This window comes from Thalassolituus oleivorans MIL-1 (genome assembly GCF_000355675.1).
GTDB lineage: Bacteria > Pseudomonadota > Gammaproteobacteria > Pseudomonadales > Oceanobacteraceae > Thalassolituus > Thalassolituus oleivorans.
Window position 1 is genome coordinate 1,962,649 of sequence record NC_020888.1, and the last position, 12,642, is coordinate 1,975,290.

Below are 12,642 nucleotides of genomic sequence, written 5' to 3' on the forward strand. Positions count from 1 at the left end.
CCGCAACACTCAGTGTTGCGGCCCTTTTTTTATAATCTAATATCAATCTCTACCAGTAACCGAGCAAGGCCGACTCTGCAACGTCATTCAGCGGACGAGCAATCAAACCTTTTGATGTTCGATGAACACCGTATACGGCGCCATTCAGCAGCGGCATGTACACCGCACTACCAAATTCGGCATCCAGCCATAAGTCATAATTGCGAATAGCATTCCAAACATCAAACGGCTTAGGTTCAGACAGAGAATATACTGTTCGCGGTGCGGACAACTCTTGCTCTAACGATAAGTAACGACCAGACAAACGATCCAAACGATATAGAGGCTCAAACCCTAAACCAAGCAATGGACCACTCCACACCAGCAAGCGAACGTCTAATTGCCATTGATCGCCGAGAATTTTAAAACGCTGCTCATTGCCATCAGAATCAACTAAGGTCAGGTCATACTCCTGATCAGCAATTTCGTAAATACTGACGGTTGCTAACGGATGTTCCGCCACAACCGCCCGATAAGTCCACAAATCCCACAGCAGCAGAATGGTCCATACCGATGCGGCTAATAATAAAAAGCCCACAGTACCCTTCAACCACTGAGTAAACCAACCTTTGCCGCTCCATAAGAGCACAATCGCGACTAACGCGATCACGATGGCAATGGTTGATATTGTAGTGAGACTACCCTGCAACATGTGGTTCTCGTAAGTAATTCAAACTCTCTGTAGCCAGACGAATCGCTTCGTCAGCGCCCGCCGATGGACCATTGAGCGTATCGAGGAAGTATTCAATCGCCGTTACCGAGTCTGCAAATGCTTCTAGCTGGCGCTGCTGAGGCGCTTGACGCGACTCCAATACGTTGGCGACGATAAAGCCTTCAAGTTCTAATAAAATATCACGCAACATGGGCTTTTCTAAAAATAAGACTGCGCCGCCGACATCATGCAAGCTTTTACCAACATTTTGAACATGCAACTTATCGCCGGTATCTAAATATGAAGCCACTGCGCGCTTAACCATCACCAGCGCTGTCACGGCTTCAGCAACAATACTGATACGACCCTCGTTTAACGTTACTTGATCAATCACCTGACCATTATCTGCACCAACCTTATGAGTCAATGTGTAGATATCTTGCTCAATACGAATAACTTCATCGGCAAGATGGTTCAGTTCTGGCGAACCTTTCCGGATCATGGCGACTAAACTTTCGGCACGCTGAGCCGCTTCTGACATGTTAACCATTGCCAAGGTATCAGCGATACGATCAAGACGTTCAACCAGTTCAGCATCATCAACCGCCATATCTGGGTTGCGTTGATTGCGATCTATAATGTCTTTCAGACTTTCAACTTCGTCTTGTAGCGCACGCGCAAAAGACAACATCGCCGAATGGTCTGGGCCGATAAGGTTGCGGCGCGATTCAACCAATTGAAGCTCACGAACTGTGCCGGATAGCTGAAACTTTTCTTGAACAGTGATTACAGCTTCAGAATCTGGTTCTGCCAAAGCAACCAGATAGAGAAGTTCTTTCAATACCCAGTCAGGTAGCTTCTCTTGTAAGGCCGCGCCTTCTGACTGTTGAATTCGACGCACTTGCCGATCAAGAACTCCCAGCAGAGAAATACGCTGATTAGTAACTTCAAAGGCTGGCTGACCAAGTGCTTCAACCGCAGCTTTAGCAACCAGCCAGAATGACCAAGATGGAGTGCCTCGAGCATCCTCTTCCACACGAACAATAGCGCGCAAAATAATTTGCATTGGTCCGTGGCGGCCAGCGCCACGAATTAAGCCCAACATGCCTAATTGCAGCAACTGGCGAACACGACGATACGATATCGATGTACCCGATATCGCAGGCGGTGTTTCGATACGAGGACGTAAATTCACTAAAAAGAAGTAAGCTTCTGGCAGTGGCCTTTCGTGACGTGAACGACGTAACAAGTTAATTGTTGGAATCAGCAAGCTAGGCGAAACCAGCTTGTCATCAACAACCAACTCAATATATTGCTTCAGATACACCACTGCTTGAGTGTACGCACCTAAGATGGTGGGGGACACTTCATCGCTACGCCAAGAGCGAGCAAGCTCAGCTATTTCCTCGCACAGACGCTCGCCCGCACGAAAATCCAGCATTTTAAAGGTGCCGCGTAGCTGTTGTATCTCTTCCAGAAAAGTCCTAAGACTTTCTTTACCGCCGCCATTGGCGTACGCGTCGAGCTGAGCCGAGGCGTGATCGAGGGCGTTATCGACTTCCGCACGAACCAGATGCAAAGAGGCGGCAAACTGGGCGATGTCATTTCCTGTCGTAATTTCAGCCATGATACTTCTTATCATTGTTATCGTTTTGGCCATTCTAACGGCAGCACAGCAAAAGCGTGAAGCCTTTTAGCGATAGCCTATTCTCTCAACTATACTCACTATACGTGGTAATTATGAGCAATTCTGACAAACGGGCTTGAACCTGACCTATTCGGTTCATTTTGAGACCTCAAAATTGGGATTCAGTTGCTTTTGCATTAAAACTGATTACATTGCTGCCCACGTTACAATTCCGTACAACCAAGGATATTGATATGCCAACCACTCTTTCTGGCGCATTTGTCAGCAATTTTTTAGGGAATGCGCCCGTCTGGTACAAGAAAACCATACTTGCATTCTTGCTAGCCAATATAGTTTTAGTAAACACCCTAGGGCCTGTCGTTACTGGCTGGGTGCTTATCCTAGAGTTTATTTTTACCCTAGCAATGGCATTAAAGTGTTACCCGCTTCAACCCGGTGGCTTATTGGCCATCGAAGCCGTTGTCCTTGGCTTAGCAACGCCTGAAGTCGTTTATAAAGAAACATTGGCAAACTTCCCCGTCATCCTTCTTCTGATGTTTATGGTTGCCGGCATTTACTTCATGAAGGACTTGCTGCTGTTTCTATTCACTAAAATATTGCTTGGGGTTCGTTCCAAGGTTGTCCTGTCATTACTATTCAGTATCGTTTCAGCAGTCCTTTCGGCCTTCCTTGATGCGCTGACAGTTACAGCCGTATTGATCAGTGTTGCTGTTGGCTTTTATAGCGTTTACCACCACGTCGCCAGCGATAAGGAATTTAATGCCGGCCATGACCACAGTGATGATGTCCATTTAAAAGAAATTCACCGTCAGGATCTAGACACCTTTCGCTCATTTCTGCGTAGCCTATTAATGCACGGTGCTGTTGGTACGGCGCTCGGCGGCGTATGCACTATGGTGGGAGAGCCACAAAATCTACTCATTGCCGATGTGGCTGATTGGAGCTTTATTGATTTCTTCGTGCAAATGGCTCCTGTCAGTATGCCTGTGTTGTTTATGGGGCTGCTCACGTGTGTCCTACTCGAAAAAACCAAATGGTTTGACTATGGCGCTGAACTGCCAGATAACGTCCGCCGCATTCTTCAACACTTTAATGAAGAACAAAATAAAGACATGCCTCAAAAGCGTATTGCGCAACTTTGGCTGCAAGGTGCAGTGGCACTGTTTTTAGTCGCTGGTTTGGCGCTGCATTTGGCCGAGGTTGGCTTGATTGGTTTGGCTGTTATTATTTTACTAACGGCATTCAATGGCATCATTGAAGAACATCAAATCGGTAAATCCTTTGAAGAAGCTTTGCCCTTCACTGCCTTATTGGTTGTATTTTTCGCTGTTGTAGGTGTAATCCACACCCAGCATTTATTCACACCTATTATCGACTGGATTTTAAACACTGATAACGTGTCCCGCGAAGCTCAGCCGGGCGTATTCTTTTTAGCTAACGGCTTGCTATCCATGATCAGCGATAACGTATTCGTGGCGACGGTGTATATTTCCGAAGTTCATCAAGCTTATGCTGCTGGCAACATTACTCGCTTGCAGTTTGATCATTTAGCGACGGCGATTAACACGGGCACTAACTTGCCAAGCGTTGCAACGCCTAACGGCCAAGCAGCCTTTTTGTTCTTGCTAACTTCAGCTATCGCACCGCTAATTCGATTATCGTACGGCAAGATGGTTATTATGGCTTTGCCTTACACCATCGTAATGACAGGGGTAGGTTACCTTGCGGTAACCCACCTACTCTAAGCTGGTTTTGATTAGAGTTTAAACACGGCGCCAAATGGCGCCGTTTTCGCTTTTCTTATCGAGTAAATCTAACATTTGGTCATGGGCTTTAAGCTCGTCTGCCGACGCTCGAATCACAGCCAGTTCGGTTTTTGATAAATCAATGTCACTTATATCAATAACAACCTCTTGCTGCTCTTGTTGCTCTTCTACCGCCAACGCCAGATCCGTTTGGCCACCCGTCATCATTAGATACACATCGGCGAGAATCTCTGCATCCAGCAATGCCCCGTGAAGCTCACGATGACTATTATCAATACCATAACGTTTACACAGGGCATCTAAGCTATTACGCGCACCCGGATGTAAATCACGCGCCATCAGCAAGGTATCAAGTACACCGCAGAAGGTACGAGTTAAGGGCATATTCAAACGCTTAAATTCTGCGTCCATCATGCCAACGTCGAACGCTGCGTTATGTATTACTAGTTCAGCACCCGAAATAAAATCACAAAAATCGTCGGCTACTTGCCCAAATAAAGGGGCACCTGTTTCAATTAACCATTCATTAGTGATCCCATGAACTTCAACAGCTTCGGCATCAATAGCTCTGTCAGGGTTGATGTAGACATGAAAATGGCGACCGGTCAATTTGCGCTCTATTACTTCAACGCAGCCGATTTCAATTATTCGATGCCCTTCACCAATACCTGTGGTTTCAGTATCTAGTACGACTTGTCTCACTGCTTAACTCCTTCGACACCACGATTAGCCAACTCATCCGCCCGCTCATTCTCGGCGTGCCCTGCATGCCCTTTCACCCAGCGCCATTCTATTTTATGACGAGTACACTGCTCGTCTAGGGCTTGCCATAAGTCTTGATTCTTAACGGGCTTTTTCGCAGCGGTTTTCCAACCGTTACGTTTCCAGCCGGCAAGCCAATCGTTAATGCCTTGCATTACATACTTGGAATCTGTGGTCAGGATTACCTCACAGGACCGACTCAATGCTTTCAAACCTTCGATAACAGCCATCAATTCCATACGATTATTGGTCGTGTCAGATTCACCACCACAGAGTTCTTTTTCCTTATCACCATAACGTAGCAAGGCTCCCCACCCGCCTGGGCCGGGATTACCTTTGCATGCGCCATCCGTGTACAACTCAACTTTCACACTTTCCTCCTGCTTGATATAGATGATGGGATGCAGGATTTTCTGGCACCCGTGCTGCCGGAACGGCAAAACCAAATCTCGGCTCCGGTGCAGCTCGACGACGTGGTCGAATGGTCGTCATCCCAGCTTGCGTTTTTCTTGCCACCAAAACATAAGCGTTACCGGGCGGGAAGTTTGTTCCCGCCATAACACGATCAATACGACGACTGACACTTTCCGAAAACAACTTCAGCGGCCAGCTATGGGCAACAGGAGTCACACTTTCTATACGAAAATCCAACAGCGTTAGCCAATCGACAAGTCGTTTAGGCGCAACTGGATTAGCAACCCACGGTAATTCCGCTGAAAACGTTCTTACCCAGCGCAGCGCCCCCCACCAAGACTGAGGGTTAAAACCAACAACGATTAAATATCCACTTGGTACAATACTGCGTGTCGCCTCTCGAATCATTTGGTGAGGACGACTAGTCATATCCAATGCGTGTTGCAAAATAACCGCATCGACGGATTCGTCAGCCAATGGCCAATGCGCATCGTGAATTTGCGCTTGAACATCAACCAAACCGCGCTGCCACGGTAAGCCGAGCCGAAAGCAATGTTGCATTCGGGCTTCACGCATAAAACGTGGATGATCATCGACTCCAGCGTAGGCCAATTGATGCCCGTGAAGCTGACAAACCCAATCGGCTATCCATCCGCCCTCAAGCGCCAACAGGCGTTGAGTATCGTTTCTTTGCAGCCAAGACTGCTGTGTTTCGACTTTTATACGATTACTGTGTCTCATTTGGCCCCTTTCACCTTGCTAGCCGTGCGTTCGGAACTTAGACTGACAGAACCAAAACTGCATTGTAATCACATGAAGCATATCTCACTATGGTTGTTTGCCCTGATTTTCGCGGGCTGCTCTACAACTCAACCGGTGACGCTCGCCCCAATAGTGGACAGCGAAACCGTGCAAGAGCTAGAAGTACTCGATCAATGGCAAGCTGATCAGACAGCGAAAACCGAATACGAAAATATCTGGGAGCGCGTCATTGCGTCATACAAGCTTGATACTGAGCTTGATAACGACCGTATCACAGCGCAACTCAATTGGTATCGATCTCATCCGAGTTACATTGATCGCGTTGCCGACCGAGGCGTTCGCTATCTTTATTTCATCGCTGAACAAATCGAAGCTCGGGAAGTGCCCGGAGAGCTGGCCCTGCTGCCTGTCGTTGAAAGTGCCTTCGATCCATTCGCCTATTCACATGGTCGCGCTTCAGGTGTGTGGCAGTTTATACCATCAACTGGTCGAGATTTTGGCTTACAACAAGATTGGTGGCATGACGGCCGCCGAGATATCCGTGCGGCCACTGAAGCAGCATTATCCTACCTAGATGCTTTACAACAGCAATTCGATGGAGACTGGCTGCTGGCTCTGGCGAGCTACAACTCTGGCGCAGGCACTGTGCGCAAAGCCATTCGTAAAAATCGCGAGAAAGGTTTACCGACCGATTTTTGGTCGCTAGATTTACCGCGAGAAACGCAAGCCTATGTACCTAAGCTCATTGCATTAGCCAAACTCATTAAATATCCAGAGCGTTATGGCCTGACCTTAACGCCTATCGAAGATAAACCTTACTTTGCCGTGGTAAATACCGGCGGCCAAATAGATTTATCACAGGTTGCCGAGCTTGCCGATACAGACCTTGATGAAGTGTATAAGTTAAACCCAGGATTTAATCGCTGGGCAACTCGTCCGACAGGCCCGCATGAGGTATTAATCCCGGTCGAGAAACAAGAGCTATTTGAACAGCGCCTAACAGAGCTACCGTCGTCCGAGCGCGTACGTTGGCAACGCTATCAGGTCAAGAATGGTGATAGCCTAAACACCATAGCGCGCCACTACAGCACGACACCGGATGCGTTACAGCAAGCAAATGAATTGCGTAGCAACACCATTTTTGCCGGCCAGCAACTACTGATCCCAAGTGCCTTTAAAAGCCAAGATACTTATTCTCATAGTTTAAGCCAGCGCATGGAACGCATTAAAAATTTGCGTAAACCCAAAAATAGCAATCAACGTATTGAATACAATGTTCAATCCGGTGACAGCTTTTGGGAAATCGCGCGCAATCATGACGTAACAGTCAGTCAGCTCGCCAGCTGGAACGGCTTAGCGCCTAAAGATCCATTGAGAGTTGGTCAAAAGCTCGTAATCTGGAGTGCGCAAAAAGCATCGAGCAAACGCGAAGTCATACGAAAAATTAACTATCGTGTTCGTAACGGCGATTCACTGGCTGGCATCTCGCAAAAATTTAAAGTTAGCATGGCTGATCTTAAACGCTGGAATTCCAACGAGGTTCGTAAAAAATATATACAGCCAGGGCAAAAGCTCACTCTTTACGTCGACGTCACGCGCTAAATTAGCGATAGAATTTAAACAGAGGAAAAATAGAATACAGGATGGCCATTACAATTCGCCTCTGTTTAGCTCTCCTTGTCCAATTGCTGGCACTGCAATGCAGTGCCATTACTCTCGACTACGAAAACACAATAGACACAGATTCACTCGTTTGGAGTAGCGGTTTAGACCAGCCGATTTGGGCGGATAAAAGTGCCAAGCAAGGGGGCCACTTACACCTAACAACGCCCTCGCCTATTCTTCATTGGCGCAGATTCGGACCAGAAACCCCAACCGTAATCAGTGAAACACTGAGCAAATTACAAATCCCCTTATTGGCACGTCATCCGAATACCGATGCGTTAATCCCTATGCTAATTAGCGAATGGGCAATAAATGCAGCAGAACGGCAAATCACACTGAGAATTGATCCATCATCGCGCTGGTCAGATGGCGTACCGGTAACAACCAGCGACGTTATTTATACCCTATTATTTTTAACATCAGGCGGTCATGACACTGAATATCAGCGTAATTATATAAATCAAATACTCGAGTCCATTACGGTTCATAATCCGAGCGAATTCACCTTGCATTTTTATCAGTGGAATAATTCGGTCTTTGATTTTTTATGTGATTTTCGCCCTTTGGCATCCCATTTTTATCAATCTAGTGACGCTTGGCCCTATGATTTTGACTGGATGATTGAACCAGTCACGGGACCATACGAAATAAATAGTGACCCAAGTCCAAACGAAATATCTTTTTACAGAACACCAAATTGGTGGGGCGACAAACAAAAATTCTTAGCTTATCGCTTCAACCCGAAGCAAGTTACGCTAACAGTTCAATCCGCAAAGACACCCGCGAAGTTCGGCATTGGCTCCGTGGATGTGATCAACACCACGAGCGATGCCAATTGGAAATCAGAATGGCTACGCAAGCTAACATTAACAAAGCATATCAATCGTTTGCAGTTTGCCCATCAAGGCGAACGCCCATTTGCGGCTTTAGTATTTAATTCGTCAAAGCATTCAGCCGAACAACAGCGCCAGATTATGGCGCGACTGCCAATAGCCGAGGCGCTGACTTTCACGAGTGAAATGCATGCCTTAATTAACAACCTTATCGCGCAAGAACCTGCAGAGCCAGTTGATATCGACGTGCTATACACAGATCCTGCGGATGGCTCATGGCTGGCGGAGCTAGTATTAAAGTCCATCAAGTACAATGTTCGCCTACATCCTATTTGGGTGAATCAAAGAGAACTGAAATTCCGTCTTAAAACAAACGATTTTGACATCGCTTTGTTAAAGACATCTGCAAAAGACGATGCCAGCACGCGGTTTCAATCACTGCTTGATTTATACCAGCAGCCGGGGCCGTCATGGCTAATCTACGACATTCCGATAAAACGCTATGCTTATTGGCAGTGGCTCAAGCTTCCTGCAACTATTGGAACTAGAATAAGCTCTGATATATTCGACCCATTTGATCCAGTCACTGGTGGATTGTTTTGGATAGACCGCAAGCTTAGAGCTGATACACTCTCGCAATCCGACAATGAGAAAATCGAAGAAAGACCTCCCGTCATTCACGATCTTCATCTATCAAGTGACAAAGAAGAACTTAACAATAAAGAATAAGTCTGCGTCTTAAGACAACTTAATCTATCAACAAATCGGTGTATCCTAGCAGCACAGGACATCCGTTAAATTAGAATAATTGCCTACGATAAGGCTACGCAAAAAGGACGAAATTTTATGGGTATGCTCACGGGCAAAAAAGCGCTGATTGTCGGCGTCGCCAGTAAATTATCAATTGCTTACGCTATTGCCGAAGCTTTTCACCGTGAAGGTGCTGAGCTTGCATTCACCTATCAGGGTGAAAAATTAAAAGACCGCGTTGAAAAGATGGCAGCTCAATGGGGGTCAACGATCTGCTTACCATGCGATGCAGGCTCAGATGAAGAAATTGCTAGCGTCTTCGCAACATTGAAGGATCAATGGGGTGAACTTGATATTCTCGTTCACTCGGTGGGATTTGCGCCCGCTCATGAGCTAGACGGTGATTACATCGACGTCACGACACGCGAAGGGTTTCGCATTGCCCACGATATCAGCGCTTACAGTTTTGTCGCGATGGCGAAAGAAGCGAAGCCATTAATGCAAGGCCGTCAAGGCAGCATGCTTACTCTTACCTATCATGGATCACAGCAAACACTGCCAAATTACAATGTAATGGGGCTTGCCAAGGCGTCATTAGAGGCGTCTGTGCGCTATTTGGCAGGCAGCCTAGGCAAGGACAATGTTCGAGTAAACTCGATCTCTGCAGGGCCTATTCGCACGCTTGCTGCATCCGGTATCAAAAGCTTCCGCCGTATGCTAAAACGAAATGCCGAACGCGCCCCCTTAGGGCGTAACATTACTGCGGCAGAGGTCGGCAACACCGCCGTTTTCTTATGCTCGGATATGGCATCAGGCATTACAGCGCAAAACATTTACGTCGATGGTGGTTTCAATACTTGCGCCATGAGCATGGCCGATATGGAAGACAATAGTGAAGAAGCCTGAGTAGCTACGCAGGCAATAAAAAGGGGCGATAATTATCGCCCCTTTTTATTAATCGTACGGTGATCTTTCGACCACCATTTAATTATTAACGAGCAATATCTGTTACTGACTTAGACCAAGCTTGATAGCTGATCATGTCTTCGCGACTGCGCTGCATGCGGGACGCTTGAGCAGCTTCTTCAGTTACTTCCATGTCATTCCAATCTTTGCGATCGACATTATCAAGCTTAACCACTGAGTAACCTTCAGGGGTGCCAACCACATCGGCTTCACCTTCAGCTAACGTAAAGGCACGCTGCTGCACCGCGCGAGCAACACCCATGTTTTGCGCTACAGTACCCGTTGCCGTTTTCCATTCTACCGACTCATCACCAGCAAGGATGGCTTGCGCCTTTTCATTTGCTGCTGCCAATGCTTTTTCACGAGTTAGACGGGCTTCCACTTGAGCACGCACCTGAGCTAAAGGCTTAGCCACCGATTCTTGATAATCACTAACAGAAAATACGATAGCGCGATCATCTAAATCAATAACAGAGCTAAGCTCATGATCTAACTTCATGTTATCGGTAAATGCTTCACGACGTACTTTCTCTTCTGCCGCAACACCTTCGCCTTTATCCATTGTGAATAAGCCAGTTTCTTGTGGCTTTAAATTCATCGCATCCGCTAGCTCATTAATGCTACCTGCCGAAAACGCTGTATTCGAAAATTCCTGAGTTAGCTCAGCAAAAGCAAAACCGGCTTTCTCTTTACGAACCTGCGCCGCTAATTCATCACGAATTGCGTCTTGGCTCGGAATCTCTTGCACATTTATGTGATCTACACGAATTAAATGAACGCCATACTCGGTTTCTACAGGAGCACTAACCTCACCTTCATTCAGAGTATATAGAGCATCTTCAAAAGCCGGATCAAACGTACCGCGCAAATTAATACCCAAGTCACCACCGACATCGGCTGTGCCTTTGTCGTCTGAGTATTCTTTTGCAATTGCAGCAAATGATTCACCCGCATCAATGCGAGCTTTCAATTCGCTAGCCAGTGATAAGGTCTGAGCTTCGTCTCGATCATCTTTTATTTCTAATAAAATATGACTAGCACTACGTTCTTCTGCAGCTGCTAATTTAGCAACATGATCTTCATAGGCAAGTTTCAAGTCATCTTCTGATACGTCTTGATCTTTCTCAATGCTAGCGCGTGAAATTTCAACATAACGAATCGCTACGCTTTCAGGCGTCATAAAGTTTTCTAGGCTAGCTTCATAAGCCGCCTGAACATCTTCATCTGTTAATTCAACAGACGCTGTTAAATCTTTCGCACTAACTGAATAATAACTAATTGTACGTTGTTCGTTTGCCAATGCCTGCTGCAACTTAACATCAAGTGGCGTAGTGAAACTCGACAATATAAATGCGGCGCGGGCCTGATTTACTTTCAGAGATTCAGCCAATTGTGCGCGGTAGGCTAATGGCGTTAAGCCATTAATTCGCAAAATATTTACAAATTGCTCGCGATCAAACACACCATCAGATTGGAAAGCTGGTGTGGCTACAATCATTTCGTCGATTAAACGAGTTGATGCGCGCAATCCCATATCGTCAGCTTGAACTTTAGCGACGGTTTGATTAATTAATTGTTCAAGCGCTGAATCTCGCAGCATTTGATCATTAAATAAATTCTCATCAAATTGTTCACCGAACTGGCGGCGCAATTCATTTTTCTGCTGCTGCACTGCACGAGCAACTTCCTCTGCAGAGATATCAACACCGCCAACAGTTGCTGCCGGCTTAGGACCGCCACCTAAGGTAACGATACTTTCGACACCCCAAATAGCGAATACAAAAATAATAAATCCGACGATCACCTTAGCGATCATACCCTGCGCATTATTGCGCATCGTCTGTAACATGATTCCTCCCTAAGCCGACAAACGTTGTCAGCATAAAAAAAGCGCATCAGGGATGCGCTTTCATTCTGGCGGACCGGACGGGACTCGAACCCGCGACCCCCGGCGTGACAGGCCGGTATTCTAACCAACTGAACTACCGGTCCTAAACCCTTTGCTTCTTACTTGCAGTAACTTAGTTAACTGCGTCTTTCAGAGCTTTACCTGGCTTGAAGCCTGGTACTTTAGCCGCTTTGATTTCGATTGGTGCGCCAGTTTGTGGATTACGACCAGTACGAGCAGCACGCTCTTTTACTAGAAAAGTACCAAAACCGACCAGTGCAACCTGATCACCTTCTTTAAGTGCATTGCCGATGCTTTCAATCATTGCATCTAAAGCACGGCCAGCCGCAGCTTTAGGCAGGTCAGCAGATGCTGCAATAGCGTCAATCAATTCAGACTTGTTCACACGTATCCCCTTATTGTGTACACAATGGTTAATTCTTGTTCTGCGACTCGCATTCGCTACAGGAAATCTAAGAGCGTTGATTTATACCAAC

At 46.5% G+C, this 12,642-nt stretch carries 11 protein-coding genes and 1 tRNA gene; 4 read left to right on the forward strand and 8 right to left on the reverse strand.

All coding sequences use genetic code 11. The features are described 5' to 3' along the window. Positions 1 to 49 precede the first annotated feature (49 nt). Together TOL_RS08870 and TOL_RS08875 are read right to left on the reverse strand one after the other, a co-directional pair. Complete coding sequence (locus TOL_RS08870) at positions 50 to 691, reverse strand: hypothetical protein (RefSeq protein WP_015486985.1); 642 nt, start codon at positions 689 to 691, stop codon at positions 50 to 52. Beyond that, positions 678 to 2,318 (reverse strand): FimL-related protein, encoded by a 1,641-nt coding sequence (locus TOL_RS08875; RefSeq protein ID WP_015486986.1) that lies wholly within the window; start codon positions 2,316 to 2,318, stop codon positions 678 to 680. Before TOL_RS08875 ends, TOL_RS08870 begins: the two co-directional genes overlap by 14 nt. 254 nt (positions 2,319 to 2,572) lie before the next feature. Between TOL_RS08875 and nhaB the strand changes: the two genes are divergently transcribed. After that, positions 2,573 to 4,084, forward strand: a complete 1,512-nt coding sequence (gene nhaB, locus TOL_RS08880; RefSeq protein ID WP_015486987.1) for a sodium/proton antiporter NhaB — start codon at positions 2,573 to 2,575, stop codon at positions 4,082 to 4,084. A gap of 18 nt (positions 4,085 to 4,102) precedes the next feature. Here the strand turns inward: nhaB and dnaQ are convergent, their stop codons facing one another. From dnaQ to TOL_RS08895, 3 genes are read right to left on the reverse strand one after another with little or no spacing between them, the layout of a single operon-like run. Continuing rightward, positions 4,103 to 4,807 (reverse strand): DNA polymerase III subunit epsilon, encoded by a 705-nt coding sequence (gene dnaQ / locus TOL_RS08885; protein ID WP_015486988.1) that lies wholly within the window; start codon positions 4,805 to 4,807, stop codon positions 4,103 to 4,105. Beyond that, entirely contained in the window at positions 4,804 to 5,238 is a 435-nt protein-coding gene (rnhA, locus tag TOL_RS08890; protein ID WP_015486989.1) for a ribonuclease HI, read from the reverse strand. The genes dnaQ and rnhA overlap by 4 nt, the downstream gene beginning before the upstream one ends. After that, entirely contained in the window at positions 5,228 to 6,022 is a 795-nt protein-coding gene (locus tag TOL_RS08895) for a class I SAM-dependent methyltransferase (RefSeq protein WP_015486990.1), read from the reverse strand. Before TOL_RS08895 ends, rnhA begins: the two co-directional genes overlap by 11 nt. 72 nt (positions 6,023 to 6,094) lie before the next feature. Here TOL_RS08895 and TOL_RS08900 point away from each other — a divergent pair, with 72 nt between their 5' ends. From TOL_RS08900 to TOL_RS08910, 3 genes are all read left to right on the forward strand, one after another. After that, positions 6,095 to 7,645 carry a LysM peptidoglycan-binding domain-containing protein gene (locus TOL_RS08900; RefSeq protein WP_025265472.1) on the forward strand — a complete coding sequence of 517 codons (1,551 nt, stop codon included), beginning with the start codon at positions 6,095 to 6,097 and terminating at the stop codon, positions 7,643 to 7,645. 41 nt (positions 7,646 to 7,686) lie between these two features. Further along, positions 7,687 to 9,270: an ABC transporter substrate-binding protein gene (locus tag TOL_RS08905; RefSeq protein WP_015486992.1), complete on the forward strand. Its 1,584-nt coding sequence runs from the start codon at positions 7,687 to 7,689 to the stop codon at positions 9,268 to 9,270. Positions 9,271 to 9,387: 117 nt separating this feature from the next. Next, positions 9,388 to 10,197 (forward strand): enoyl-ACP reductase FabI, encoded by an 810-nt coding sequence (locus TOL_RS08910; RefSeq protein ID WP_015486993.1) that lies wholly within the window; start codon positions 9,388 to 9,390, stop codon positions 10,195 to 10,197. A gap of 85 nt (positions 10,198 to 10,282) precedes the next feature. Here the strand turns inward: TOL_RS08910 and TOL_RS08915 are convergent, their stop codons facing one another. The 3 genes from TOL_RS08915 to TOL_RS08925 all read right to left on the reverse strand — a co-directional run bounded on the left by TOL_RS08915 (position 10,283) and on the right by TOL_RS08925 (position 12,551). Next, complete coding sequence (locus tag TOL_RS08915; RefSeq protein WP_015486994.1) at positions 10,283 to 12,106, reverse strand: SurA N-terminal domain-containing protein; 1,824 nt, start codon at positions 12,104 to 12,106, stop codon at positions 10,283 to 10,285. A 66-nt stretch (positions 12,107 to 12,172) separates the two neighbouring features. Then, positions 12,173 to 12,249, reverse strand: a tRNA-Asp gene (locus TOL_RS08920). A gap of 29 nt (positions 12,250 to 12,278) precedes the next feature. Next, positions 12,279 to 12,551 (reverse strand): HU family DNA-binding protein, encoded by a 273-nt coding sequence (locus TOL_RS08925; protein ID WP_015486995.1) that lies wholly within the window; start codon positions 12,549 to 12,551, stop codon positions 12,279 to 12,281. Positions 12,552 to 12,642: the final 91 nt, after the last annotated feature.

Excerpts from the sequence above, each read along its gene's own strand:
- TOL_RS08870 (WP_015486985.1), bottom strand. The coding sequence starts at position 691 with ATGTTGCAGGGTAGTCTCACTACAATATCAACCATTGCCATCGTGATC.
- TOL_RS08875 (WP_015486986.1), bottom strand. The coding sequence starts at position 2,318 with ATGGCTGAAATTACGACAGGAAATGACATCGCCCAGTTTGCCGCCTCT.
- nhaB (WP_015486987.1), top strand. The coding sequence starts at position 2,573 with ATGCCAACCACTCTTTCTGGCGCATTTGTCAGCAATTTTTTAGGGAAT.
- TOL_RS08895 (WP_015486990.1), bottom strand. The coding sequence starts at position 6,022 with ATGAGACACAGTAATCGTATAAAAGTCGAAACACAGCAGTCTTGGCTG.
- TOL_RS08900 (WP_025265472.1), top strand. The coding sequence starts at position 6,095 with ATGAAGCATATCTCACTATGGTTGTTTGCCCTGATTTTCGCGGGCTGC.
- TOL_RS08905 (WP_015486992.1), top strand. The coding sequence starts at position 7,687 with ATGGCCATTACAATTCGCCTCTGTTTAGCTCTCCTTGTCCAATTGCTG.
- TOL_RS08910 (WP_015486993.1), top strand. The coding sequence starts at position 9,388 with ATGGGTATGCTCACGGGCAAAAAAGCGCTGATTGTCGGCGTCGCCAGT.
- TOL_RS08915 (WP_015486994.1), bottom strand. The coding sequence starts at position 12,106 with ATGTTACAGACGATGCGCAATAATGCGCAGGGTATGATCGCTAAGGTG.